Here is a 23,779-nt window from a genome sequence, read left to right as displayed (position 1 = left end):
AGCTCAGCTCTCGGCGGGGGCGGCCGTCTCGGCGCCAGCGACGAGCGGCGCGTACTGCGCGAGGAACTTGTTCCAGCGCTTTGTCTTGCGGCCGGGCTTGCGGGAGCTCTGGGCGCTCCTCTCCTGCTTCTGGGTGACTTTGAGGGTGAGGTGCTGGTGCTGGCGCGTAGGGCGATACATGGCGGCGGATATGCTCGAAGGCGCCGCGCGCCGCAAGCCTCAACGCGACGGAAGCCGCGCCCGCTCGTCGCGCTCCGGCCCCAGCCGGCCGAAGCAGTGGATGCCGTAGATGAGCACGACGAGCGCGAGCACCGTGAGCGCCATGCCGGCGTCGGACGGCCCGACGCCGACCAGCGCGAGCCCGGCCACGAGGAGCAACCCCCCGCCGCCGAGCGCGCGGCGCGCGCGGCCCTCGGTCGCTGTCGGCTGTCCCCGGCGGCGCGCGGGTCGGCGCGCGCCCTCGTCTTGCTCGCGCGCGCTCACTGGAACTTCTGCGTCCGCGCGTACGTGATGAAGTCCTGCACGTCGCGCGTCAGCTCGCGCTCGGCCGTGATCGTCGTGCGCTCGTGCGACTCGCCGACGAGATCGTCGTAGAGGTAGTTCTGCTGGTAGAGGAGCACGATGCGGATGGCCCCGTCCGGCCCGCCGCGGACGATGCGCAGCTTCTCGTCCCGGCCGTTCGGCGGCGGGATCGCGGCGCCGAGCGCCTGGGCGTCCTCCTCGGTCACGTAGACGACGCCGTACGAGCGGCTCTGCACGCCGACGTCGATGCGGACCTTGGCCCCGCTCACGAGATCGATCTGGCGCCCGAGCACCGGCTTCGCGCCCTCCTGCGCCATCGCCCGGCGGATCACCTCGATCGCCCGGCGCTCGTCGAGGGAGCGCAGCGGGTTCGGCGCGCGCGCCTCGCCGCCGCCGCAGCCGGCGAGCGCGAGCGCTGTGGCCGCGATCCCGAGCGCGGCGCGCGCCGCCTCGCGCGCACCGCCGAGGAGACGGGGCGCGCCGCGGGCAGACCCGGGCGCGAGCGCGCGCTCTGAAGACCGATGCTGAAGGGGACCGAGCTGGTGGGCCCCCGACCTGCGTTGAAGCTTCCTCCACATGAGCGGCATGAGAGTAGCCAACAGCCCGGAGCTTCGCTACTTCTCCCGACATGGCGCGGCTCGCTGCGATCGACATCGGATCCAACGCCATCCGGCTGCGCATCGTCGACGTCGATCCTCCGGCGCTCGGGGCGTTCGGCGCCGGCCGGGAGCCGGCGCTCGCCGGGGGCTCGGCCGGGGCGCATGACGCACCGCGCTTCCACCCGTTCCGCGACGTCCACGGGGATCGCGCGCCCGTGCGCCTCGGGCACGACGTGTTCACGAAGGGCCGGCTCGAGTCGGGGGTGATCGGCGCCGCCTGCGAGGCGCTCCGGCGCTTCCGTACGGCGATGGATGCGGCCAAGGTCGACCGCTACCGCGCCGTGGCGACGAGCGCCGCGCGCGAGGCCCAGAACGGCGACCTCTTCGTCGAGCGCGCCGCGCGCGAGGCTGGCGTCCACGTCGAGGTCATCGAGGGCGTCGAGGAGGCGCGCCTCGTCCAGCTCGCCGTCTGCGAGCGCGTCCCACTCGGCGAGCGGACCGCGCTGCTTGTCGACATCGGCGGTGGCTCCACCGAGCTCACGCTGCTGCGCGGCCGGGGGGCGGTCTTCTCGCGCTCGCTCCCCGTCGGGACGGTGCGGATGGTCGAGACCTTCCTCGAGGATCGCCGCCCCGTCGACGCGGGGCACCGGCGGCTCCTCGAGGAATACATCGACCGCGTCATGGCCGACGCCACGCGCGAGATCGTGGAGCTGCTCGGCGAGGGCTCGGGGGTCGATCTGCTCGTCGGTACGGGCGGCAACATCGAGACGCTCGCGGACCTCTGCCCCGTGTCGGGCGCGCCCGTGGAGGGGCGGGCGATCGACGTGGCCGCGATGTTCCGCCTGCTCGACGACCTGGTGTCGAAGACGCCCGAGGAGCGCGCGCAGATCTACGGCCTGCGCCCGGACCGCGCCGACACCATCGTCCCCGCCGCGACGATCCTGACGCGCATCGTCCGGACGTTCGCGCAGCCGCTCATCGTCGCGCCCGGCGTCGGGCTGAAGGAGGGCGTGCTCGTCGACCTCGCCCACACGCACTTCCTCGGGCCCGACTTCCGCGGTGAGGCCGCCGCCGTCAGCGACGCCTGCACCCGGCTCGGCCGCCGCTACCACTTCGACGAGCAGCACGGCGCGCTCGTGGCCCGCCTCGCCGAGCGGCTCTTCGACGATCTCGCGCCGCGCCACCGCCTCGGTCAGCGCGACCGGATCCTCCTGCGCGCGGCGGCCTTGCTCCACGACATCGGCGACTTCGTTCGCTACGAGGGGCACCACAAGCACAGCTATTACATCATCGCCCACAGCGACCTCATGGGCCTGACCCCGGAGGAGCGCGCGATCGTCGCGAACATCGCGCGCTACCACAGGAAGTCGCCGCCCAGCATGGACCACGACAACTTCCGCGCGCTCTCGCGCGACGCGCGCGCCAAGGTCAAGACGATGGCGTCGATCCTCCGCATCGCCGACGCGCTCGATCGCGAGCATCGGGCCAAGGTCGTGGACGTGAGCGGCCGCATCGAGGGCGACACGCTGGTGCTCGGGGTGCAGGGCGCGGAGGATCGAGCGCTCGAGGAGTGGACGGTCGTCGCGAAGGCGGGGATGCTGCGCGACGCCCTCGGCCTCGATGTGCGGATGGTCGACGCCACGCCGAGATCGCACCCGCCCCCGTCCGCCGCGGCCGCGGGCGGCTGACGCGACGGGAGCCGCCGCGATCGCGGGCGGCTGGCGCGACGGGAGCCGCCGCGAACGCGGGCGGCTGGCGCGCGAAAAAAATCGCCGCGACCTTTGCGCGGAACCCTGTGCGTCACCATGTAGGTCAGCACGGGGGAAGTTGTGCCTCCGGAAACGAGCGCGGCGACGCCGTGCCAGCGGTCGCGGCGGTGCCGCGAGCGAGGGCGGCTGCGCTGCCGCGGAACGAGGGCGAGCGACCGTTGACGCTGAAATCTCCAAAGCTGATGGAGGCCCGCCGCGCCGCCGGCATCCTGGAGTCCGCCCTGCGCGGGCACACCGGCGATCTGACGCTCGCCGACGCCTCGGCCAGGAGCGGCCTGCCGCTGCGCGACGCCGAGAGCGGCCTGCACCTGCTCGTCAGCGAGTACCGCGGGCACCTCAAGGCGACGTCCGAAGGCGAGCTGCTCTTCCGCTTCCCGCACGGCTTCACCAAGCCGTGGGAGACCCGCACGCGGCTCGAGCGCGCGCTCGGGGCCGTCCTCCGCGGCGCCGCCGGCGTGGCCCGCTTCGTCGTGCGCGCGTGGATCGCGATCGTCCTGATCGCGTACGTCGTGATCTTCGTCGGGATCCTGCTCGCCCAGATGTTCGCCCGCTCGAGCAGCGACTCGCGCGATCACGGCAGCTTCTCCGGATCGTTCGCGGGTTACTTCCTCTTCCGGATGGTCTTCGACGCGATCTTCTGGACGTTCCACCCGTTCTCGCCGTTCGTGTGGACGGCCGATCCGCCGTGGTCCTCGTCGCACGGCCGCCGCGGGGCGTTCGGGCAGCGCCGGGACGAGACGCCGTTCTACGAGAAGGTGAACCGGTTCTTCTTCGGTCCGACGCCGGCGCCGCCCGATCCGCTGGAGAACGAGAAGCTCATCCTGGCCGAGATCCGCGCGCAGCGGGGCCGGATCGGGCTCGCCGATGTGATGCGCGTGACGGGGCTGTCGCGCGATGAGGCGGACCCGCTGATGGCGCGGCTGATGCTCGACTACGACGGCACGGTCGACGTCTCGGAGGAGGGGGGCATCGTCTACCGGTTCGAGGCGATCCGGCGGACGGCGGCCGAGGCGCCGTCGCGGTCGCCCTCGCCCGTCTGGGCGAAGCGCGAGGAGCTGCCGCCGCTCACCGGGAACGGCCCGGGGGCGAACGCGATCATCGTGGCGCTCAACGGGTTCAACCTGCTGATGAGCCTCTACGCCCTCGGGGCGAACCTTACCCTGGACAACCTCGGGCTCCTGGTCCGCGGGGTGCCGATGGCGGAGCTGCCCGCCACAGGGACGGCGGTGGCCCTCGGGGTGGTGCCGCTCGTCTTCTCGCTCGCCCTCTTCGCGCTGCCGCTCGGCCGCGCGCTCCTGCGCCCGCTGAAGCGGCGGCGGCTCGCCCGGCGGAACGCCCGGCGGGCGGTGCTGCGGGCGATCCTCACCCGCATCGGCGCCAGGCAGGGCCGGGAGCCGATCACGGAGGCCGTGCTCCAGCGGGCCTGGCAGGACGCGGCGGGGGAGGCGCCGCGCTCGGAGGAGATCACCCGCGAGGTGGTCGCGCTCGGGGGCGACGTGGATCTCGAGGCGGGCGAGGGGATCCGGTACCGGTTTCCCGATCTGGAGACCGAGGCGAAGGCCATCGAGGCCGAGCGGGAGGCGGCCTCCGAGGAAGAGGCGCGCCCCGGGAAGGTGATCTTCTCGTCCGACGCGTGAGCGCCGTCTCGGGCGGTTTTGTCCTATGGAGGCGGCCGCAGACAAAGCGTCATTGGCGTGGGCGCGCGTACGGGGCCGAACCGCACGAATTCGCCGTTCATTGACGCGCTCTGGCTCGGACGTCTACGGTACGTTTAATTTCGCTCATGTACTCCGTTGACAACAGAGCCGGTCGTCTCATCGAGGTGAGGCTCGCCTCACCGCTCCCGGCTGGTGAGGTCGACGCGTGCATCGCCAGGATCCAGGGCATCGTGACCCAGAACCGGCACGGGGCTGTGGTGTGCATCGAGCTGCTCCAGGTCGACGTGCTCGCGCCCGAGAGCGCCGAGAAGTTCCTGGAGATGATGCGCGTCCAGAACGCGACGGTGCATCGGACGGTCTACCTGCTGCCGGTGGCGAACGCGATCCTGGGTCTCCAGGTCGAGCGGCTCATCCGGGACGCGCACAACTCGAGCCGAAAGGCGTTTCGCGACACCACCTCGCTCGAGGCCTGGCTCGTCCCGGTGATGACGATGGTGGAGGCGCAGCAGCTCAGGAAGTTCCTGTCGCAGCTCGGCTGAGGCGCCGGTGAACTTCGGCCCTGAAGAGCGCGATCGGGTCCAATAGACCTCCATGGGGTCGCGGCCGAGCGTGCCTCTCGTGGCGCCGCGTCGTGGTATAGGGGTGCGATGCGACGCATCGCCATCGTCGGAGGCGGTCTGGCCGGGTGCATCGTCGCGTTCAGGCGAGCGGCGGCGGGCGACCGGGTGACGCTCGTCGAGGCGGCGCCGCGGATCGGCGGGCAGCTCTGGACAGAGCGGACCTCTGGCTTCGTGGTGGAGCACGGCGCCGAGGGGTTCATCGCGCGGAGCGAGGCGGTCCCCGCGCTGGCGGACGCGCTCGGCATCGCCGGCGATCTCGTCGGTCAGGAGACGCACAGGTCGTTCGGCTTCGACGGCGCTGCGCTGCGGGAGCTCGCGCCGGGCGAGGCGGCGGCGTTCCTCGGCTTCCAGGTGCCGCGCGACGAGCTCGGCAAGGGGATCCGGACCTTTCGCCTGGGGATGGCGCAGCTGACCGAGACGCTCGCGCGCGCGCTCGCGAGCGACGGGCGCGTCGACGTGCGCACCTCCGCGGCGGCCGTCTCGCTCGAGCGGGCGGCCGGCGGCCTCCGGCTCGCGCTCGCCGGCGGGGCCGAGATCGACGCCGACGTCGTGGTGCTCGCGACCCACGCCGCCGGCGCGGCCGCGCTGCTCGGCGAGCCGGCGCGGGCGCTCCGCGACGCCGAGACGCTCTCCAGCGTGACCGTGTCGCTGGCCTACCCGCGCGCCGCGATCGAGCACCCGCTCGACGGGACCGGCTTCGTCGTCGCCGCGGGGCACCAGGCGCACGGCTTCCGCGCGTGCACGTTCACGACCTCGAAGTTCGCCGATCGCGCCCCCGCCGGCCATGTCGCGCTTCGCCTCTTCTTCCGCCCCGAGCCGGCGGATCTCGAGCAGATGAACGACGGCGCATGGGCGGCCCGCGCCGAGGCCTCGCTCGCGCGCGTGCTGCGCGTGCGCGGGCCCTCCGAGCGCGCGTGGGTCTCGCGCTGGTCGAGCGCGCTCCCGGTCTCCACGCCCGCCCACGCGGCGCGGGTCCGGGAGACCGAGCAGGCGCTCGCCGGCAGCGGCGTGCTCCTCGCCGGCTCGGCGTTCCACGGCTCCGGGATCGACGCCGCCGTGCGCTCCGCCGAGGCGGCCGCGGAGCGCGCCGGCGCCCTGTCGACCTAGACGCGAGAGGATGCACACCATGACCATGGACATCAGCGGCAGCTGCTGCGCGCTCGATATCGACACGTCCCGAGCCACGAAGGCCCATGTCGCCGCGAACCCGCAGGCGGGACAGGGCAGCTTCGACGGCGCGCTGGAGGAGATCCGCAAGGCCGCGGAGCGGGCGAGCCCGGTGCTCGACGACCTCCAGAGCCCCACGCGAGCCGCGAGTGCCGTCGTGAAGAGCGGCAGCGCGAGCGGGCCAGAGGCTTGAGCAGCGCGACGCCTGCGCCGGCACCATGAGGAACACCAGCAGATCGACGACCCAGGGAGGGCGTCTCGCGCTCGGCCTCGCGCTCGCGGCGGCGTGCGCCGTCGCGGGGTGCCGTGACGAGCCGCAGAGGCCGGCCGCCGAGCGTGCGCCGCCTGTCGCCGAGAGCTCGCCGCCGGCCGCGGCGAGCTCGGCCGCCGTCGCCTCGTCCGCCAGCAGCGGTGCCCCGCCAGCGTCGCCGGCCCTGCCCGCGCGCGGCGGAGCATCGCCGCGCCCGCTCACCGAGAAGGAGAAGCAGGCCCTCGCCGCGCACGATGCGGCCCTGGCGAGGGGCCGGCTGGCGACAAAGAAGCGGGACTTCGGCGCGGCTGTCCAGGCGTTCACCGAGGCGCTCGCTGCGGATCCGAGCGACGCGCGGGCGCTCGCGGAGCGGGGCTTCGCGCACCTCGGCGCCGGCCACGGCGACGCGGCGGAGGGCGATTTCTCCGCGGCGCTGGCGGGGGCGGGCGACCCCGAGCTCCGTTCCCAGATCTGGTTCAACCTCGGGCTCCTGCGCGACAACGCCGGCGACGCCGAGGCGGCCCGGGTCGCCTACGCGAACGCGCACGCGCTCAGGCCCTCGCCGGCGACGCGCGGCAAGCTCGCCGGCAGGTCGACGTGCGCCGTGGAGATCCGCAAGACCGGCCTCGAGAGCGCGGTCATCGCGAAGAGCTGGACCGAGCTCCGCGAGCGGGTCGGCCCCAGCGGGGAGGAGCTCGGCGAGGCGGCGACCGAGGCCGCGGCGAGAGCGCACCTGTGCGGACCCGAGGGCAAGCGCGCGAGCGACGGCCCGTGCGCCGGCGATCCGCCGTGGATCTTCCCTCGCGAGTACGCGACGTATATCTACCTCCACAACCATGTCGTCTTCCCCCGCCGGCCAGGGGGGTTCTTGGTCGCGAACGGCGGTCGCTCGGGGGGCTGGCCCGCGCGCTGCCACGGGCTCCGCACCGTGAGCGGCTCGACCAGGGGGGAGCTCCTCGTTGTCGAGGGGTTCTTTGACGGCGCCGGCGCGGTCTTCGACGGGGAGCCCAACGAAGAGCAGCGCTGCCGCGACGGCGTGAGCCACCGCGAGCAGACGTTCTACGACGCGCGTACCGGCCGAGCGCTGGTGGCGCTGCGCTGGCCGGCAGTGAGCGAGGCCAGCGTGACGGTGGAGGGAGGTCACGTGGTGGTCTCGGGCGCCGGGTGCAATGAGCGATTCCGGATCGAGGTCGGCGCCCGATAGGGCACGATGTGTGCTCCGCGCTGCCACCGTCCGCCGCCTCCCTCCCATGATGCGCGGTGATCGGGCCCGCCGCCGCCCTTGGTATACGTCGGGCAAACCCCCGGAAAACCGCGGGATCCCCTGATTGCGCTGATCCGCGCTGCGGCCCGGAGAGCCCCGGTATCGAGCGCGGAGAATAAAAAGAATCGACTCCAGGAACTTTTCGGTTGCACAGCCCGTCCAAGGGGAGTACTTATCCGGCACACAAGGATTCGTTATGTTCAGCCGCCACGACGACATGCAGCTCATCGCCAACCAGCCCAAGGCGGGAACGCCTGAAGCGATCGTGGCATGGGAGCATCTGCTGGGTGACGATTCCTTGGCGCACGACCCCGGACACGCCTGCGGCCTCCGCCCGTCGCGGAAGCTCGGTACCCCGGAGAATAGCGCCTAGAGGCAGCTAAGCACGCGTCGATCCACGACGTTCGCGAAGGCCGCCTCGGGAAACCCAGGCGGCCTTCGGCGTTTTGGGGCTCGTGAGCTGGAGGCCCGTTGTGGGCTGCAGGCCCGCTGTGGGCCGTGGCTCCCTTGTGGGCTTCGGGTCCGCTGTGGGGTGCGGGCTGCAGGCTCGTCGAGGAGAGGGATTGTCTTGCTTGCCGCGCGTGCGAGGTCGTCGCGCGCTGCGGCAGGGGGGAATTGCGCCCATGGAAAGGAGGCGCGGTAGAGAGTGCGCTGGAAGCATTCGAATCGATAACGAATGACGTTCGGGGGCCATGGTGCGCGCTCGCGGGGGCGCGATCGGGATTCGTGTACGCCCGCTCCGGGCGAGGGATGGCCCGAGCGGCTGTAGATCATCCGCTCTTTCGACGCGGAGGTTCGAGCTCTTCAGAGGATGATGGCCTGCCCGCGTGGCAGGCGATGCGGAGGTGCGCCCTCCGTGCGGACCCGTAGCTCAAATGGATAGAGCAGCCGCTTCTTAAGCGGACGGCTGGAGGTTCGATTCCTCTCGGGTCCACCCGGCGCACCGCTCGGCGTGAAATGCCGGCGAGCGCGGCGTGAGAGCGCAGAGATCGCCGATGCGCTCTCGTGGATCCCTCTGCGGGGGGGTCGCTCGTTCTGTGACAACCAGGATGTACGATGTAGATGGAGGCGCGCTGCGCCTCCATGTTCCGGTGTAGCTCAATGGTAGAGCGTCCGCCTGTTAAGCGGAGGGTTGGAGGTTCGATCCCTCCCGCCGGAGCCGCGCCCCCGGCGCTCGGAGGTCAGGGCCCGCCTTGTTCACGCGAGGCTCGGGCTCGCCTCCGGGCCCGGGGGGCCGTGGGCGCCTGCCGTGGGCAGGCGCTCCGGGATGTAGCCCAGTGGAGAGGCGCCTCATCTGGGGTGAGGAGATCCGCCGGTTCGAATCCGGCCATCCCGACGATAGCTTGCGTGGGTGTTACTCTTCTGGTGAAGAGGGCAGGTTGTGACCCTGCGAAGACGGGTTCGATCCCCGTACGCCCACCCAGGACGGGTCGATCGCGCTCGGTTATCTTTGGGAGATCCTCCGAGCGCGCCGCTTATCCGTCCTCGTTTGCCCGGGCTCTCGGGCCGGAGGTGGTGTCATGGCCAATTATCTGAAGCACTTTGCCGCGCTGGTCACCCCGCAGCGGCACAAGGCCCGCGCCGATCAGGCGAAGAACAGCGCCGGTGGCTTCGCCTTCGCCCTCGACGAGTGGGCGAGGCTCGACCGCTGGCTCATCCTCGGCGCGGAGGGGGGGACCTACTATGCGAGCGAGCGGAAGCTCACCGTGGAGAACGCCCGCGCCGTCGAGGCCTGCCTCGCCGCGGACGGGCCCCGCGCCGTGCAGCGCATCGTCGACATCAGCGGCTCGGGGCGAGCGCCGAAGAACGCGCCTGCGATCTTCGCGCTCGCGATGGCCTCGGCCGACCCGAAGATCGAGACCCGGAAGGCTGCCCTCGCGGCCTTGCCCGAGGTATGCCGCACGGGGACGGATCTCTTCCACTTCGCCCGCGACGTGCAGGGTTTCCGCAAGTGGGGGCGCGGGCTCCGGTCCGCCGTCGCTGCCTGGTACAACGGCAAGCCGGTCGACAGGGTCGCGTATCAGGCGATCAAGTACCAGCAGCGCGACGGGTTCAGCCACCGCGATCTCCTGCGGCTCGCGCATCCGGTCGCGCCGACCCCGCAGCACGACGCCCTGTACCGCTGGATCGTCGGCGGTATCGAGGCGCTCGGCAAGGAGTCGGCGCGTGGCAAGGCGCTGCCCCCGGGGGAGCTGCCGGACGCGGTGCGCGCGTTCGAGTCGCTCCGCGCGGCGACGAACCGGAAGCAGGTCACCGCGCTGATCAGGCAGCATCGCTTCACGCACGAGATGCTCCAGACCGAGTGGAAGAACGACCCCGCGGTCTGGGAGGCGCTGCTCGAGCACATGCCGCAGACCGCGCTCATCCGGAACCTGGGGAAGATGACCGCGATCGACGTGCTCTCGCCGATGAGCGACGCGTCCCGCAGGGTGGCGCAACAGCTCACCGACGCCGGCCGCCTGGCCGCGGCGCGGGTCCACCCCGTCGCCGTGCTCTCGGCTCTCAAGGTCTACGAGCAGGGCCACGGCGAGCGCGCGCGCCGGCGCGCCAACGCGCTCTCGTGGACCCCGGTCCGCGAGATCGTCGACGCGCTGAACGAGGCGTTCTACCTCGCGTTCCGGGCGGTCGAGCCGACAAGGAAGAAGCACCTCCTGGCGCTCGACATCTCCGGATCCATGACCAGCGGCAACATCGCTGGTGTCCCCGGCCTGACGCCGCGCGTGGCGAGCGCGGCCATGGCCATGGCGACGGCGAGGATCGAGCGCGAGTACAGCGTGGTCGGCTTCTCGGCGGCGTCGGGCGGGTACGGCGGCAAGTGGGGCGGGGGAGTCTCCGGCCTCTTGCCGCTGTCGATCTCGCCGGAGCAGCGGCTCGATGACGTGCTGCGCGCGGTGGAGGGCCTTCCCTTCGGCGGCACCGACTGCGCGCTGCCGATGATCTGGGCGAAGCGGAACCGGGTGGAGGTCGACTCGTTCGTCATTTACACGGACAACGAGACCTGGGCGGGCGGCGTTCACCCGTTTCAGGCGCTCAGGGACTACCGGCAGGCGATGGGCCGACCGGCGAAGCTTGTCGTCGTCGGCATGACGTCGACCGGCTTCTCGATCGCCGACCCGACGGACCCCGGCATGCTCGATGTCGTGGGGTTCGACGGGGCGGCCCCCCAGGTGATGGCGGATTTCACCCGGGATACCTCGTGACAGAAAGCGTGACGGACGGGCTCCGCCGGCCCGTCCGTCCGACGCCGGGTGCGGTTCGACGCCAGCGTCCGGCTCCCAGGAGCTGCCCCCGAGCCCGAATGGACAGGGGCCGGCCTACGAAGCCGGTCGATGCGGGTTCGAGTCCCGCCGGGGGCGCCGGGATCCCGCCCTCCGTTGTCCGCCCATTGCCCGACCCGGGCCGAGGGACGACGGTTCTCGGATCCCGACCTTGCCGCTGTAGCTCAGTCTGGTAGAGCACCTATACCGTTCTCCGCCCGCTTGCCCGACCCGGGCCGAAGGAGGACGGTTATCATTCCCTAGGATGTCGCGGGTTCGAATCCCGCCGGCGGCGCCGTGTTGCCCTCGTATGCATCTGGTGAGGCAGCCTGATTGTCGATCAGGTGAGGGGAGTTCGATCCTCCTCGGGGGCGCCTCGAGAGCTCTACAGAGCTCCCGCGAGACGCTTCGATTGCTGCAAGCCCGGCTCCCTCCAAAAAAGAGCGAGCCTGGCTCAACGAAATCGGCGGACAGCCGTCCAATGGAGCCAATGGAGAAGGAGATGACAATGAAGATCTGACGCGAGGGTCGACTCGCTGAAGCGGGGTGATAGTTCAACCGGGAGAACACTGCCCTCGCACGGCAGGGATCGAGGTTCGACCCCTCGTCGCTCCACCGGACGGGCCGAAGCTCGTGGGTTATCACCTTACCCTGAGCCCCCACAGCGCCCCTTGCCCGTTCGTTCTTCTCGGCGCCGAGGCGGGCCGCCGGCCGGCGTGCCGCACATCGTGCGGGCGCGCGCGGCGCCCGGCGGCCCGCCTCCTTTTTTCATCATGAACCTGCGGTGGTAGCTCAATGGTAGAGTGCGAGCGTGCCAAGCTCGCGACGGGAGTTCGATTCTCCTCCACCGCTCCAGCCACGAGAGCCGCGCCTCGGGAGAGGACCGCGCCCGCGACGCCGCGGAGCCGGGAGCTCCCGCGGCCGGTGGTCGCTATTGCGTGGTTACGTGACCATGTCCCCATCTTGCTAGAGGCTCAGGCGGCCGGATTTTCGCTCCGGAGACGCGGGTTCGAATCCCGCTGGGGACACCGGGCCGCTCCGCTCGCCTGCGTGCTACTTCGGGAGCCCGCGCCCGAGCGAGCGAGCCTGCCAATTCTATCTCATCGCACGTGACGTGGAGTGACATCATGAAGAGAAAGAGACGCTAGAGAGGTGGGCCATGACCGCGCAGACGCTGCTTTTGACGCCATGGATGGTGCCCCATAAGGTCATCTCGTGGCAGACCGCTGTCACGATGAGCTTTCTGGGCAAGGTGGAGGTCATCGAGGAATACGACGACGACATCCGGTCGCCGTCGCTCTCCATCAAGGCACCCGCGGTGGTGCGGCTGAAGCGGCCGACGCTGGGGATGAAGCGCGGCGTGAGGTTCTCGAGGGTCAACGTCCTCCTGCGCGACGGCTTCCGCTGCCAGTACTGCGGCGTGAAGAAGGAGGCCCGCGAGCTCAACTACGACCACGTCGTCCCGCGCGTGCAGGGCGGCAGGACCGTCTGGGACAACATCGTCGCGTCCTGCTACGCGTGCAACACGATGAAGCGGGGCCGGACGCCGGAGCAGGCCGGCATGAAGCTGCTCCGCGCCCCGGTGAAGCCGAAGTGGCTGCCGCCGGCGCCCGTCCTGGGCCTGAGCGAGCGGCGTATCCCGGAGGTGTGGGCAGGCTACTGCGCGAGCGCGGGATGACCCGAGCCCCGCGCGCCGGCGCGTCCATGACCCCGTCCCACGGTCGAGGGTCAGGCGCGCCGGCGCGCGTCGGGGCTTCCGCCGCCGGGCGGGCAGGTGCAGGATGGTCGGGCATGGAGATGCGCCCGGCCTCCGACCGCATCGAGGACGAGCTCGCGCCGTTCCCCGCGGTCCTGCGCGGCTGGCTCATCGAAGGCGAGCTCGGCCGCGGCGGGATGGGGCGGGTGTTCCGGGCGCGGCACCCGAAGACGCGGGCGCGGGCGGCGATCAAGGTGCTGCTCGGCGACTACGCCCGCCGGCCGGACGTCGTGGCCCGCTTCCGGCAGGAGGCGATCGCCGTCAACATCATCAACCACCCGGGCATCGTCCGTGTCTTCGACTCCGGCGAGCTCGAGGACGGCTCGCCCTACATCGTGATGGAGCACCTCGACGGGCGGGGGCTGCGCGACTGGGTGCAGGCGGCGCCGCCCGCGGATCGACCGCGGCAGGTCGTGCGCCTCGGCTACCAGATCGCCTCGGCCATGGCCGCGGCCCACGCGTCGAAGGTCGTCCACCGCGATCTGAAGCCGGAGAACATCATGGTGGTCGACGACGAGCTCGCGCCCGGGGGCAGCCGCGTCAAGATCCTCGATTTCGGCATCGCGAAGGTGCTCTGGGGCGGTCTCCCCGAGGTGCTGGAGCTGGAGGGGAGGGGATCCATCGCGCCCGCGTCCGTGCCCACGATCCGCACGGAGCTCTCGACGCGGCAGGCGCCGACGGTGGCCACCACGAACGGCCCCGCGCTCGCGGCGGGCACCGCGAGCGCCGCGGGCGCAACCTCAGAGAGCGACGCGCGCGAGGACGACGCGCTCAGGAGCCTCCCCCTCGTGAGCATCCGCAGGTCCGCGATCCACCCCGCGTCGGTCGAGGGCCCGCCCGAGGCGGCCTCCTCCGCGGTGGCGCGGGGGTCGCGCGCGTCGATCGAGGCCGCGCCGCACAGCGAGGGCGCGGGACAGCCCACGATGCCGTTCACGCAAGAGGGCGTGTGGGGCCTCGGGACGAGGAGCTACATGGCGCCGGAGCAGGAGCGCCACTCCGGGAGCGTCGACGTCAAGGCGGATGTCTACTCCCTCGGCGTCATCCTCTATGAGCTGCTCGAGGGGCGGACGCCCGACGCGCCGAGCGGGGCATGGCCGCCCCCGATGAGCGCTTCCACGCCGCCCGATCTCGTCGCCCTCGTCCACCGGGTGCTGTCGTTCGAGCCCGAGGCGCGGCCGCGCATGACGGAGGTGGCGAGCGCGCTCCACCGGCTCGGTCGGGCGAAGAAGGAGCTCGACGAGGCGCTCTCTAGGTGGGTCCTCGGCGGCAAGGCGCCGAAGCTCTTGCCTCGCGGCAAGGCGCTGCACGAGCTGTCCGCCTGGGCCCGGGACATCGACGATCTCACCGTTCTGGAGCGCACCTTCCTCGACGCCGCCGTCGCGGCGGAGGCGCGCCGCGAGCGCCTCACGCGGGGGCTCCTCGCCCTCGGCGTGGTCGTGCTGATGGGCATGGTCGCGACGACCACCGTGTTCTGGATGCACGCGGCGCGAGCGCGGAAGACGGCCGAGGCCGCCGAGCGCGCCGCGCGAGAGCACAGCCGCCTCGAGGCGGCCGCGAACGCTTCGGCGCAGGAGGCGCTCGCGAAGATGAGCGAGGCGCAGCGCGCGACCGAGGAGGCGCTCGCCCTGGCGATGAGGGCGAGCGACGACGCGAAGAGCGCCAACTCCGCCAAGGAGTCGATGAACGAGGCGAAGCGCCTGGCCGAGCACGCCGAGCTCCGGGCGCGGCGCGCGGCCCAGGCCGCGTCGGCCGCGAAGGCCGAGGCCGACGTGCGCTACGAGCAGTCGAAGAGCGCCATGGAGCGCGAGATCACCGGGCTCGAGATCGACCGCGAGCGCCTGTCGGCGCGGATCGAGCAAGCCGAGAGCGAGCGCGAGCGGGCGAGGGCCGCCCTCCGCTCGAGAGATCACGAGCTCAGGGCGGCGCTCTCGGAGCTGAGGCGTGAATCCGCGCGCGTGGGCTGGCTCGAGCGCAAGCTCGACGAGGCCTCCGACCGGATCGACGACCTGGAGCGGCAGCGCGAGGCGTGGGAGACGAGGCGGCAGAGGGCGCAGCCGCAGCCAGATCCTCCCCGGGACGGGGACGCGGTGCCTGCACAGGACGAGATGGAGGAGATCGCGACGCCGCCGGCCGAGCCCCCGATGGCCCCGACGCCGCGGCGGTCGCCTCTCCCGCCGTGGCTGCGCGATACGACGATATAGCCGCCCGCAGGGCGAACGAGGGAGCGGCGGGGCCCGCGCCGCGCGCACGAGCCCCGCGCTCTCTTGGCTCGGCCTAGCTGAGCGTGGGTATCTCCTCGCGGCCGCGGTTGCCGCCGCGCGCGTCCACGACCCGCACCGTGCTCGCCTGAGGCCCGTCGTCGCCGTCCTCTTCCGTGTAGGCGACGCCCATGCCGATCTTCAGCTCGGAGAACGGCGCCGATACGATGCTTCGCTCGTGGAAATAGATCTCCCGACCCTCGATCGTCCTGATGAACCCGTGGTCGTTGAACAGCTTCGTGATGACGCCGGCGGTGTCCTGCGCCGGGTGGGCCTTCACCTCGCTCCGCTGCTCGCTCGCGAGCTTCTTCAGCTGGCGACCAGCGCGGTGGAACACGTCGCGCACCGCCGTGGGCAGCAGGTTCCTGGCGGCCCGCTCCTCGCTCACGATCTCGTGCTTGCCGGCCACGTGGAGGTCGACGCGCACGCGGTACTCTCCGCCCGTGCCCTGGCTCGCGTGTTCGCGCTCGACGACCACGGCGCAGCTGTTGATGTGGTCGTTGAAGCGCTGGATCTTGTTCGCTTGCTCGCGGATCAGCTCCTCGAGCGAGGGGCTTTTATCGATGTGCCGGAAGGTGAGCTCCACTTGCATGCTCGCTCCTTTTCATCCTGCGTCGCTTGGACTCCCGGAACGCGCGCCGCTCCGGAACTGTGAGGTAACACCTCGTGTGTGCTTGAAGTGAGCAGGTAGCAAGTTCGCTGCCATGGTCGCTCAGCCGTGCGGCAGCCCGATGGCGGCGAGTTTCGCGCTCGAGCGACGCCGGGCGCGGCCGGGGCGGCGCAAGCTCTGCGCGACAGGAGCAGCTTCTTGCGTTCCTCGTGGATCTCCAGGCTGGCGCGGGCGGCGTGGGCGAGGAGCGACGAGCGTGCTCTCCTGGGGCAATCTGCGACACCCGGGGCGTCTCGCGTCATTCCGTTGCATTTCATCGCGTTCTACGCGCCTGTCCGGTCCAGGAAGGCGTGTCGACGCTCGGCGAGCGAGCTCTTCCATGGAAGGCAGCGAGGGGCGGCCGCTGCGGCGGGCGGGCCATCGCGCCGAGCGATGCGAGGGCCCCACCCGCCGTGCCGAGATGCCGTGCCGATCGGGAGCAGGTGCGCACGGCGCGTCGTCGCGCCGGCGCCGAGGAACGACAGGGGAGCGAGCACGAGGGCGAGATCTCGCGGCGCCACCTCGCCTCGCCCTCGGAGGAGCCGTGGGCGCCCTGGGGCATAGCGCCCGCTCCCGGGCCGTTCCGGGGCGCTGGACATCCTCGGCGCGAAGCGCGGGGTGGATGACCGCAGCTGCAGGTACCGCGGAGCCCTCGGATCGCGGCGTGCCGGCCCCCGCCGTCAGCGGGCGCGCCGGCCGCCCCCCGAGCGCCGCTTCAGCGGATCTCGAAGACGTAATCCGTGTCGTAGGTGCGGACGAAGAGCTTGCCGTCCTTCTCGACAAGGAACTCTGGTCCGCTCTTCAGCGGGAGCTTCGAGACCACCTTGCCGGTGGCGCGCTCGAGGACATAGAGGAAGTCCGGCTCGGCCGTGAAGCCGTATCCGCAGAGGAGATGATCTCCGCGCAGGACGAAGTTCTCGGCGTTGCAGACGAGCGGCGCGCTCTGCCAGAGGAGCTGCCCAGAGGCGAGATCGATGGCCGAGAGGTAGGCGTTCTTGCCCTTCGACGAGGCCGCATACGTCCTGTGTCCCGACGAGACGTAGAGCACGCCGTCCTTGACCACGGCCCAGCCGACGTGGCCCCGCACGAACGCGGCTTCCTTGGGCGCGAACTCGGGCGGCGTGAGGAAGCTGTCGAAGTCGAAGAAGGCGACGACCTCGTGCGCCGCGTCGAGGATCGCGACGAAGCGCGCTTCGGCGAAGTCTGGGCCGTAGAACAGCGCGATGTGGTCGCCGTGATCGATGGCCTTGACGAGCGCTTGATCGCGGTAGCCCTCGGGAACGAAGGAGGGGAGGGGGCGGGCGCCGCTCGCGCCCCCCGCGGCCGCGCTCGGCACCTGCAGCGTCGGCAGGGAGAGGCCGTTCGTGGTGAACCACGCTGCCCCGTCCGTGATCTCGTTCTTCCGCTCGGCGACCTTCACGAGGCGCGGCGCGGCGGAGCCTCCGGCCGGCGCGGGCCGGAAGAGCGCCTGGCTGAACGGCGGAGGCGCGAGCTTGACGGGGGACCTGCTGTCGAGCGTCGCGCGCGCCGCGCCGGCGCCCGCGCCCGACGCGCCATCGCCCGCGGTCGACGGCGCGGGCTGCGGGGCCGGGGTGGCGTCGTGCGGCGACGGCGTTGCGATGCGGGGCGCGCCGGGGAGCGGCGGGGCGTCCTGGAAGGCGCGGGCCGGCGGCGCGGAGGCCGGCTGGCAGGCGCACGCGGTCAGCAACGCGGCGACGAGCAGGCGCGTGCGGCGAGGCGGCTGGGCGGAAGGCGGGGCGGCAAGCACGCGCGCAGCGTACCTCATCCGCCCCGTCCGGAGGGCGCTCGGTCGCGCCGCGCGGCGGCGCCGGAGCTCAGGGAGAGGGGGTGAAGGAGAGGTTGAGCGTGTAAGGCCCAGCGTTCCTCTGGCTGTCCGTGTCGACGAAGATGAGCAGGGGCACGCCGCCCTGGACGCTGACCGTAAGCGTCTCATCGCGGCCTCCGAGCACGGCGTCGATGCACGCCAGCTCGGGGCCCGTGCAGCCCGTCCGCACGTACATGCCCTGATCTGTCGCGGAGGACAGCACCAGCCTGAGCCTGCCGGCGCTCGGCGGCGTGAACGAGTGGATCCTCTCCGGCGTGTTGGGGCGGATGCAGCTGCCCGCGAACAGCACCGTGCCGCCCGTCGTGTCGCCCCGGTTGTCGCCCAGGACGGCCACGGACGCGTCCTCGCAGACGTCGTCGAGCTCCGCGGTGCACGCGGCGGAGCAGCCGTCGCCGTCGACCGTGTTGCCGTCGTCGCACTCCTCGGGCGCGCTGACGATCCGATCGCCGCAGGTGGCCGGAGAGAACACGAGCTCCAGCGTGTACGGCCCTGCGTCGGCGCGCGTTCGGGCGTCGACGACGATCGGCACCGCCTGGCCCTCGCGCACGACGAGCGCGAACGACTCCTCCTCGGGCGCGGCGTCCGAGGCGGCGTGCTCATCCGCGCACGCGAGCTCGGTGGAAGCATTCGCGCACGCCGTGCGGGTATAGAGGCCGTGGTTGCTCTCCGACTGGAGCACGACGAGGAGCGTGCCCGACTGGCCCGCGGGCGGCGTGAACAGGTGGAGCTCCTCCGGCCCGTCGCCGGTGCAGCTGCCTTTGAGCGCGCGCGTGCCGCTCGACGTGTCGCCCTCGATCGTCGTCGTCGTCACCGGCGTCGCGCCCGCGCAGGCTGCGTCGACGAGCGGGCCGCAGGTCGCGGCGCAGTCGCTGTCCGCGCAATCGATCTGGCCGTCGCCCTCGTCGTCCTCGCCGTCGGCGCAGTCGGCCTCGCCCAGCTTGCAGACGCCGTCGAGCCTGTCGCACACGCCGAGATCCGCGCACTGCGAGTTCACGGTGCACCCCGGGATGCACGCCGTGATCTCGCCGCCGATGTCGCTGCACCTGTAGCCATCGCGGCACTCGTCGGTCGTGCTGCAACGAAGGATGCACAGGCCGAGCGACTCGCCGAAATCGACACAGACGGCGCCGTCGGAACAGGCGCCCACGGCGGGATCGCAGAGGCTCGCGCAGGCCCCGGCCGGCCAGCCCCAGTCGGTCTCCGTGATGCAGTACTCACCGGCGCACGCCGCGTCGTAGGTGCACGCCGCGCCATGGCCGGCGGACGTCCCTCCACCGGAGCCGCCGGTGCCGGTGGGCTCGGCGCCGCCGGCGCCGCCGGTGCCGGTGGGCTCGGCGCCGCCGGCGCCGCCGGTGCCGGTGGGCTCGGCGCCGCCGGAGCCGCCGGTGCCGGTGGGCTCGGCGCCGCCGCTGCTGCCCGTGCTTGTCGCGTCCGACGCGCCGGCGCCGCTGCCGCCGCTCCCGCCGGCGCCGCCGGCGCCGCCCTTGCCACCTTCGCCTTCATCATCGCCGCATCCGGCGATCGCCGAGAACGCGAGCACAAAGAGACCTGCAACGAGTCGTACGTTCATCCACTCGCTCCACCAGAAGAGAGATCGTCAAGACGCGAGGTGCACCTCACCCCACGGCGCAGCTTCGCCATCTTCAGCGCAATGGCTTCGCCTGCCAACCCCCCGGTTCATGTCGCCGGCGTTCCGTGACCGGCCGCTCCCGGCTGCCAGATCCGAGCAGGCCAGGCGTCCCTTCCGCGGAAAGAGGGCGCACGAAGGCGGTGCGCGGAGCATGCGAGCACACCTGCCCGCCGCCGGTACGCGTGCGCTCGCTTTCGGCCTCGCGTACGGTCGCGTCCGATGAAGCCCGAGAAAACATTGCTCCTGTCCCAGTCCGATGTGGTCTCCCTTCTCGCCATGGACGCGGCCATCGCCGCCGTGGAGGCGGCGTTCGCGGCGCACGGCCGCGGCGAGGCCGCGATGCCGCCGAAGCTGTACCTGGGGCTGCCGGCCCACGACGGGGATCTCCGTGCGATGCCGGCTTACGCCGACGGCGCGGCTGGGGTGAAGTGGGTCAATTCGCACCCGAAGAACCCGGCGCGCTTCGGCCTGCCGTCCGTCATGGGGCTCTACATCCTCAGCGATCCGGCCACGGCGTCGCCCCTCGCCGTGATGGACGCGACCCGGCTCACGGCGGTGCGGACCGGCGCGGCGGCGGCGATCGCGTCGAAGCTCCTCGCGCGGCCCAACCCGAGGACGCTCGGCTTCATCGGCTGCGGCGTGCAGGCGCGCTTCCTGCTCGACGCCCACCGCGCCGTCTACGGCGCTCAGCTGGAGGTGCTCACCGCGGACGTTTCGCGCGAGGCGAGCGAGCGGTTCGCGGCCGAGGCGGGCGGGCGCGCCGTCTCGGTGGAGGAGGCCTCCGGCTGCGACATCCTCTGCACCTCCACGCCCGCGCGCGCGCCGGTCGTGCAGCGCGCGTGGGTCCGCCCAGGGGCGCACATCAACGCGATGGGCGCCGACGCGCCCGGTAAGCAGGAGCTCGATCCGGAGATCCTCCGGGACGCGCGGGTGATCATCGACGACTGGGCGCAGGCGACCGAGAGCGGCGAGGTCAACGTGCCGCTGCACGCGGGCGCGCTGCACCGCGAGCACATCCAGGGGACGATCGGCGAGGTCGTCGCGGGCAAGCTCGCGGGGCGCGGAGACGCGGCCATCACGGTGTTCGACTCGACCGGCCTCGCGATCCAGGACGTGGCGCTCGCGCGCGTCGTCTACGCCGCCGCGCGCGAGCGGGGCGCCGGGACGGCGTTCGATTTCTTCGGCTGAGCGCGGCCCTCTAGGGCGTCCTCGCGCACCGCACGCCGAGGCTGTAGTAGGGGGCCGACGGCGCCACGCTGACCCGCGCGGACGTCAACAGATAGCTCGGCGCGCCGAAGGTGCTCCCGCCGCGGACCACCCGGCTCGAGGTGTCCGTCAGGTTGGCGCAATCGACGCATTCCGCCGGGTAGGTCCCGTATCCATCCAGCATCCACTCCCGCATGCTCCCGCCGAGATCCGCCTGCGCCCACCGCCCGTCGCCCCTCGGCGAGCGGGACCCGGAGGGCGCGATGTCGCCGAAGTCGCTCTGGAACGTGCAGCCGGGCGCTGCGCTCTCCCTGCAATCATAGGATGCGTAGCTCGCGTCGATGGTCGTCGACTCCGGCGGGTTCGACCACGGATACTGCCTTTGCTCGTCCCCTCCGGCCGCCGCGTAGTTCCACTCGGCTTCCGTGGGGAACCGGCCCCCGTCCCACGCGCAGAACGCGAAGGCGACGTACCAGCTCACGCAGTTCATCGGCAGGTGCTCCTGGGCGCCGGGCTCCTCCGTCCACGTGCGCATGTCCGGGTTGTCTGGAGTGCACGTCACCGCGGCTCGCAGCGCCGCCGCGTCCGGGGGCAGCTCGCCGTTCCAGGCCGGTTTCCACCCGCTCGCCTGGATGTCCGGGTGCGCTCCCGCATCGGCCGCGGGCCGGCTCCCGGGGTACGCCGCCACGAACTTCCGGAACCTCCCCACCGTGACCTCGAAGCGATCCAGCCGGAAGTCGCTCACCGTCGCTGGATACGCAGGATCGTTGCCGCGGTTGAACGTCCCCCCCGGCACCAGCGCGCTCGCGCAGCAGCCCTCGTCGGCGCCCGACCCGCACGTCGCTGGCAGCCCTTCGCAGCTCGGCGGTGTCGTGCACGCCCCTCCGCTGCACACGGGCGCCTCCGGAGGGCACGGCTCCGGGGCGTCCCACTGGCCGCGGTCGTTGCATTGCTCTGGTCGGTTGTCCGAGCACCGCGCATCGCCGGGCGTGCACGCTCCGGTGCCGGCGCCGGTGCCATTGTCGCCGCCGCCGCGGCCCGAGCTTGCGTCGCCGCCGCCCGAGCCGGCGTCGCCGCCCGCGTCATCCAGCGGGTGATAGTCCTTGTCCAGCCCCAGGAGCGCCGTACAACCGCTGGCCAGGAAGGTCGATGCCGCCCACCACCACCCGGCGCGCCTGCTGAGCATATTTACTCCTACAGCCGCCGCACGGGCGCTGTCCACCGCGCCGCGTGACCGCTCGCGCCCTGCCGCGCGAGCCGGTTGCACACTCCCCGCAGCGCGCACCCCCAGGGGTCCGCAGAGATGCCCCGGCGCCGCCTGCTGTCGCGCTGCTCCGGGCGCTCCGCGCGGCGCCTTCGTATCGAGCGAGCCGACCGCCAGGAGGATTGCGCCAAGCAACCCGGAATCGCGCAGGCACCGGCTTGGTGAGCCGCTTGGTCAGCAGCGCACCCAGGCGCACGCAATTACGTGCGATCTGTCAGAGTGATGTCTCTCTCTCCCGAGCAGCGTGCTTATTCCGCGTGTCACCGGACCGCGACATGCGCTGAACTTGACCGCGTGCGCGCCCACGTGCCAGCCACGTCGCGATGCCCTCCATGGCCCACGAGATCCTCGTGGATCTCTTCAAGAACCGCCCCTCGCTCGCCGCCGAGCTCCTCGTCGAGGTGCTGGGCGTCCCGCTCCCGCCCTACTCGGGAGCGCGCCTCACCTCGATCGACCTGACCGAGATCCAGCCTGCCGAGTACCGCGCCGACCTCGTCGTCGTCCTGCTCGACGGCGACGCGCCGATCTGGGTGCTCATCGTCGAGGTCCAGCTCGGCATCGATCCACGAAAGCGCTTCAGCTGGCCCGACTACACCATGGGCGCGCGCGCCGCGCACCGCTGCCAGGTGGGCCTGCTCGTCGTCGCGCCCGACCCCCACGTCGCCGCCTGGTGCGCAGCGCCGATCGAGACCGGCATCCCCGGCTTCGTGTTGCGCCCGCCCGTGCTGGGGCGTGAGGCGGTTCCGGTCGTGACGGACCTCGCGGAGGCGGTCCGCCGGCCCGAGCTGGCCGTGCTCTCCGCCCTGGCGCACGGCAGCAGCGAGCAGGGAGCGAGGATCGCCGCCGCCGCGCTGCCCGCGATCCGGGGGATCGAGGAGGACAGGGCCAGGTTCTACGGCGATGTCGTGCTAAATTCCCTGAACGCGGCGGCCCGCCGGGCGCTGGAGGTGATGATGAAGGGCTACGAGTACCAGAGCGATTTCGCGAAGAAGTACGTCGCGCAGGGACGCGACCAGGGTCGCCGCGAAGGAGAGCGTGCCATCCTGCTGCGCCTCTTGCGCGCTCGTTTCGGCGAGCTGCCGGAAGCTGCTGTGGCTCGAGTCGAGGGGGCAGAGATCGCGGTGCTCGAGCAGTGGGCCGAGCGGGTGCTCAGCGCGAAGACCCTCGCCGAAGTGCTGGACGAACCGAGCTGAGGAAACCGCCGGGCCGGCCGGCACGCCGGCTGCGGCTCTTGCGCGCACGTTTCGGCGAGCTGCCAGATCGACGCCTGCTCCGAGCTGACCACCCTGCACCGATGGCTCGATCAGGCGGTGACCTCGGCCAGCGCAGAGGAGGCGCTGGCGTAGGTCGTCGCGCGGCCGCTCACACCGCCAGAAACTCTCTCGCGATCTCGTCGTCGAACTCCGCCACGCTCCCCCGCCGCACGATCCCCCCGTTATCCATGATGAAGTACTCGCTCGCCGTCGAGAGCGCGAAATCAAGGAACTGCTCCACGAGCAGGATCGCCATGTCGCCCTGCTTCCCGAGCCCTTTGATCACCTCCCCGATCTCCTGCATGATCGACGGCTGGATCCCCTCCGTCGGCTCGTCCAGCAAGAGGAGCTTCGGCTTCCTCAGCAGCACGCGCGCGAGAGAGAGCTGCTGCTGCTGCCCGCCGCTCAGCGTCCCTGCCGCCCGCGCCTGAAACTTCTTGAGGATGGGGAACATGGTCATCATCTCTTCCAGCGCCGCCGGGCTCGGCGCGGAGTCGCTCTTCGCCTCGAAGCCCATGAGCAGGTTCTCCCGCACCGTCAGATAGGGGAAGATCCCTCGCCCCTGCGGCACATAGCCGATGCCCGCGCGCGCCCTGTCGCTCGGCGACCTCGAGGTGAGGTCCGCCCCGTCGAGCGCCACCTTTCCGCGCCGCGGCTTCAGCACGCCCATGATCGCCTTGAGCAGCGTCGTCTTGCCGACCCCGTTGCGCCCAAGAAGGCACGATACCCGGCCGGGCGCGACATCCAGGCTGACCTGCGACAGGATGCAGCTCTCTTCGTAGTAGACCGCGAGATCCTCGATCACCAGCAT

The 23,779-nt window shown here is 71.8% G+C and carries 20 protein-coding genes and 10 tRNA genes; 22 read left to right on the top strand and 8 right to left on the bottom strand.

Annotation, left to right across the window (positions count from 1 at the left end; genetic code table 11):
* Positions 1 to 3: 3 nt before the first annotated feature.
* From WMF28_RS27920 to WMF28_RS27910, 3 genes are read right to left on the bottom strand one after another with little or no spacing between them, the layout of a single operon-like run.
* On the bottom strand, positions 4 to 180 hold the full coding sequence (locus tag WMF28_RS27920; protein WP_437596373.1) for a hypothetical protein: 177 nt from the start codon (positions 178 to 180) through the stop codon (positions 4 to 6).
* A 39-nt stretch (positions 181 to 219) separates the two neighbouring features.
* Positions 220 to 483, bottom strand: a complete 264-nt coding sequence (locus WMF28_RS27915; protein ID WP_437596372.1) for a hypothetical protein — start codon at positions 481 to 483, stop codon at positions 220 to 222.
* A complete protein-coding gene (locus tag WMF28_RS27910; protein WP_437596371.1) occupies positions 480 to 1,100 on the bottom strand; it encodes a hypothetical protein in 621 nt (206 codons plus the stop codon). The genes WMF28_RS27915 and WMF28_RS27910 overlap by 4 nt, the downstream gene beginning before the upstream one ends.
* A gap of 50 nt (positions 1,101 to 1,150) precedes the next feature.
* Between WMF28_RS27910 and WMF28_RS27905 the strand changes: the two genes are divergently transcribed.
* The 20 genes from WMF28_RS27905 (at position 1,151) to WMF28_RS27810 (ending at position 15,063) form a co-directional block, all read left to right on the top strand.
* Positions 1,151 to 2,809, top strand: a complete 1,659-nt coding sequence (locus WMF28_RS27905; RefSeq protein ID WP_437596370.1) for a Ppx/GppA phosphatase family protein — start codon at positions 1,151 to 1,153, stop codon at positions 2,807 to 2,809.
* Between the two features lie 239 nt (positions 2,810 to 3,048).
* Entirely contained in the window at positions 3,049 to 4,527 is a 1,479-nt protein-coding gene (locus tag WMF28_RS27900; RefSeq protein WP_437596369.1) for a hypothetical protein, read from the top strand.
* Positions 4,528 to 4,673: 146 nt separating this feature from the next.
* On the top strand, positions 4,674 to 5,087 hold the full coding sequence (locus WMF28_RS27895) for a hypothetical protein (protein ID WP_437477975.1): 414 nt from the start codon (positions 4,674 to 4,676) through the stop codon (positions 5,085 to 5,087).
* Between the two features lie 108 nt (positions 5,088 to 5,195).
* The gene (locus WMF28_RS27890; protein ID WP_437596368.1) at positions 5,196 to 6,275 is read left to right on the top strand and encodes a protoporphyrinogen/coproporphyrinogen oxidase; all 1,080 of its coding nucleotides are present in this window, start codon (positions 5,196 to 5,198) and stop codon (positions 6,273 to 6,275) included.
* A 19-nt stretch (positions 6,276 to 6,294) separates the two neighbouring features.
* Complete coding sequence (locus WMF28_RS27885; protein ID WP_437596367.1) at positions 6,295 to 6,528, top strand: hypothetical protein; 234 nt, start codon at positions 6,295 to 6,297, stop codon at positions 6,526 to 6,528.
* A 25-nt stretch (positions 6,529 to 6,553) separates the two neighbouring features.
* A complete protein-coding gene (locus WMF28_RS27880; protein WP_437596366.1) occupies positions 6,554 to 7,789 on the top strand; it encodes a tetratricopeptide repeat protein in 1,236 nt (411 codons plus the stop codon).
* A 256-nt stretch (positions 7,790 to 8,045) separates the two neighbouring features.
* Positions 8,046 to 8,222 carry a hypothetical protein gene (locus WMF28_RS27875; RefSeq protein WP_437596365.1) on the top strand — a complete coding sequence of 59 codons (177 nt, stop codon included), beginning with the start codon at positions 8,046 to 8,048 and terminating at the stop codon, positions 8,220 to 8,222.
* A 487-nt stretch (positions 8,223 to 8,709) separates the two neighbouring features.
* Positions 8,710 to 8,783, top strand: a tRNA-Lys gene (locus tag WMF28_RS27870).
* Between the two features lie 153 nt (positions 8,784 to 8,936).
* Positions 8,937 to 9,008, top strand: a tRNA-Asn gene (locus WMF28_RS27865).
* A gap of 104 nt (positions 9,009 to 9,112) precedes the next feature.
* A tRNA-Pro gene (locus WMF28_RS27860) sits at positions 9,113 to 9,185 on the top strand.
* Positions 9,186 to 9,197: 12 nt separating this feature from the next.
* A tRNA-His gene (locus WMF28_RS27855) sits at positions 9,198 to 9,272 on the top strand.
* Between the two features lie 97 nt (positions 9,273 to 9,369).
* Positions 9,370 to 11,049 (top strand): TROVE domain-containing protein, encoded by a 1,680-nt coding sequence (locus tag WMF28_RS27850; RefSeq protein WP_437596364.1) that lies wholly within the window; start codon positions 9,370 to 9,372, stop codon positions 11,047 to 11,049.
* Positions 11,050 to 11,133: 84 nt separating this feature from the next.
* Positions 11,134 to 11,205, top strand: a tRNA-Arg gene (locus tag WMF28_RS27845).
* Positions 11,206 to 11,280: 75 nt separating this feature from the next.
* Positions 11,281 to 11,401: transfer RNA gene (locus WMF28_RS27840), tRNA-OTHER, on the top strand.
* Positions 11,402 to 11,408: 7 nt separating this feature from the next.
* A tRNA-Asp gene (locus tag WMF28_RS27835) sits at positions 11,409 to 11,480 on the top strand.
* A 169-nt stretch (positions 11,481 to 11,649) separates the two neighbouring features.
* Positions 11,650 to 11,721: transfer RNA gene (locus WMF28_RS27830), tRNA-Ala, on the top strand.
* Between the two features lie 166 nt (positions 11,722 to 11,887).
* A tRNA-Gly gene (locus WMF28_RS27825) sits at positions 11,888 to 11,961 on the top strand.
* Positions 11,962 to 12,060: 99 nt separating this feature from the next.
* A tRNA-Glu gene (locus WMF28_RS27820) sits at positions 12,061 to 12,134 on the top strand.
* A gap of 131 nt (positions 12,135 to 12,265) precedes the next feature.
* On the top strand, positions 12,266 to 12,784 hold the full coding sequence (locus tag WMF28_RS27815; protein ID WP_437596363.1) for an HNH endonuclease: 519 nt from the start codon (positions 12,266 to 12,268) through the stop codon (positions 12,782 to 12,784).
* Between the two features lie 113 nt (positions 12,785 to 12,897).
* Complete coding sequence (locus tag WMF28_RS27810; RefSeq protein ID WP_437596362.1) at positions 12,898 to 15,063, top strand: protein kinase domain-containing protein; 2,166 nt, start codon at positions 12,898 to 12,900, stop codon at positions 15,061 to 15,063.
* Between the two features lie 73 nt (positions 15,064 to 15,136).
* Here the strand turns inward: WMF28_RS27810 and WMF28_RS27805 are convergent, their stop codons facing one another.
* From WMF28_RS27805 to WMF28_RS27795, 3 genes are all read right to left on the bottom strand, one after another.
* On the bottom strand, positions 15,137 to 15,712 hold the full coding sequence (locus WMF28_RS27805) for an HPF/RaiA family ribosome-associated protein (protein ID WP_437596361.1): 576 nt from the start codon (positions 15,710 to 15,712) through the stop codon (positions 15,137 to 15,139).
* Between the two features lie 772 nt (positions 15,713 to 16,484).
* A complete protein-coding gene (locus tag WMF28_RS27800) occupies positions 16,485 to 17,537 on the bottom strand; it encodes a hypothetical protein (protein WP_437596360.1) in 1,053 nt (350 codons plus the stop codon).
* Between the two features lie 67 nt (positions 17,538 to 17,604).
* The gene (locus tag WMF28_RS27795) at positions 17,605 to 19,185 is read right to left on the bottom strand and encodes a DUF4215 domain-containing protein (RefSeq protein ID WP_437596359.1); all 1,581 of its coding nucleotides are present in this window, start codon (positions 19,183 to 19,185) and stop codon (positions 17,605 to 17,607) included.
* Positions 19,186 to 19,464: 279 nt separating this feature from the next.
* Between WMF28_RS27795 and WMF28_RS27790 the strand changes: the two genes are divergently transcribed.
* Positions 19,465 to 20,433 carry an ornithine cyclodeaminase family protein gene (locus tag WMF28_RS27790; RefSeq protein ID WP_437596358.1) on the top strand — a complete coding sequence of 323 codons (969 nt, stop codon included), beginning with the start codon at positions 19,465 to 19,467 and terminating at the stop codon, positions 20,431 to 20,433.
* Between the two features lie 10 nt (positions 20,434 to 20,443).
* Here WMF28_RS27790 and WMF28_RS27785 read toward each other — a convergent pair whose 3' ends face one another.
* Entirely contained in the window at positions 20,444 to 21,637 is a 1,194-nt protein-coding gene (locus tag WMF28_RS27785; RefSeq protein WP_437596357.1) for a formylglycine-generating enzyme family protein, read from the bottom strand.
* Positions 21,638 to 22,047: 410 nt separating this feature from the next.
* On the opposite strand from WMF28_RS27785, the gene WMF28_RS27780 reads away from it, so the two are divergent.
* Positions 22,048 to 22,908, top strand: a complete 861-nt coding sequence (locus WMF28_RS27780; protein WP_437596356.1) for a DUF4351 domain-containing protein — start codon at positions 22,048 to 22,050, stop codon at positions 22,906 to 22,908.
* A gap of 169 nt (positions 22,909 to 23,077) precedes the next feature.
* On the opposite strand, the gene urtE is transcribed toward WMF28_RS27780, so the two are convergent.
* A complete protein-coding gene (gene urtE / locus WMF28_RS27775; protein WP_437596355.1) occupies positions 23,078 to 23,779 on the bottom strand; it encodes an urea ABC transporter ATP-binding subunit UrtE in 702 nt (233 codons plus the stop codon).

The sequence above is a fragment of the Sorangium sp. So ce590 genome (assembly GCF_051521365.1).
In the GTDB taxonomy this organism is placed as follows: Bacteria; Myxococcota_A; Polyangia; order Polyangiales; family Polyangiaceae; genus Sorangium.
Note: the sequence above shows the minus strand (reverse complement) of the source record. Positions and strands in the feature narration are given on the sequence as shown.

Excerpts from the sequence above, each read along its gene's own strand:
- WMF28_RS27920 (WP_437596373.1), bottom strand. The coding sequence starts at position 180 with ATGTATCGCCCTACGCGCCAGCACCAGCACCTCACCCTCAAAGTCACC.
- WMF28_RS27910 (WP_437596371.1), bottom strand. The coding sequence starts at position 1,100 with ATGTGGAGGAAGCTTCAACGCAGGTCGGGGGCCCACCAGCTCGGTCCC.
- WMF28_RS27905 (WP_437596370.1), top strand. The coding sequence starts at position 1,151 with ATGGCGCGGCTCGCTGCGATCGACATCGGATCCAACGCCATCCGGCTG.
- WMF28_RS27895 (WP_437477975.1), top strand. The coding sequence starts at position 4,674 with ATGTACTCCGTTGACAACAGAGCCGGTCGTCTCATCGAGGTGAGGCTC.
- WMF28_RS27890 (WP_437596368.1), top strand. The coding sequence starts at position 5,196 with ATGCGACGCATCGCCATCGTCGGAGGCGGTCTGGCCGGGTGCATCGTC.
- WMF28_RS27885 (WP_437596367.1), top strand. The coding sequence starts at position 6,295 with ATGACCATGGACATCAGCGGCAGCTGCTGCGCGCTCGATATCGACACG.
- WMF28_RS27880 (WP_437596366.1), top strand. The coding sequence starts at position 6,554 with ATGAGGAACACCAGCAGATCGACGACCCAGGGAGGGCGTCTCGCGCTC.
- WMF28_RS27875 (WP_437596365.1), top strand. The coding sequence starts at position 8,046 with ATGTTCAGCCGCCACGACGACATGCAGCTCATCGCCAACCAGCCCAAG.
- WMF28_RS27850 (WP_437596364.1), top strand. The coding sequence starts at position 9,370 with ATGGCCAATTATCTGAAGCACTTTGCCGCGCTGGTCACCCCGCAGCGG.
- WMF28_RS27815 (WP_437596363.1), top strand. The coding sequence starts at position 12,266 with ATGACCGCGCAGACGCTGCTTTTGACGCCATGGATGGTGCCCCATAAG.
- WMF28_RS27810 (WP_437596362.1), top strand. The coding sequence starts at position 12,898 with ATGGAGATGCGCCCGGCCTCCGACCGCATCGAGGACGAGCTCGCGCCG.
- WMF28_RS27805 (WP_437596361.1), bottom strand. The coding sequence starts at position 15,712 with ATGCAAGTGGAGCTCACCTTCCGGCACATCGATAAAAGCCCCTCGCTC.
- WMF28_RS27795 (WP_437596359.1), bottom strand. The coding sequence starts at position 19,185 with ATGAACGTACGACTCGTTGCAGGTCTCTTTGTGCTCGCGTTCTCGGCG.
- WMF28_RS27790 (WP_437596358.1), top strand. The coding sequence starts at position 19,465 with ATGAAGCCCGAGAAAACATTGCTCCTGTCCCAGTCCGATGTGGTCTCC.
- WMF28_RS27785 (WP_437596357.1), bottom strand. The coding sequence starts at position 21,637 with ATGCTCAGCAGGCGCGCCGGGTGGTGGTGGGCGGCATCGACCTTCCTG.
- WMF28_RS27780 (WP_437596356.1), top strand. The coding sequence starts at position 22,048 with ATGGCCCACGAGATCCTCGTGGATCTCTTCAAGAACCGCCCCTCGCTC.
- urtE (WP_437596355.1), bottom strand. The coding sequence starts at position 23,779 with ATGCTGGTGATCGAGGATCTCGCGGTCTACTACGAAGAGAGCTGCATC.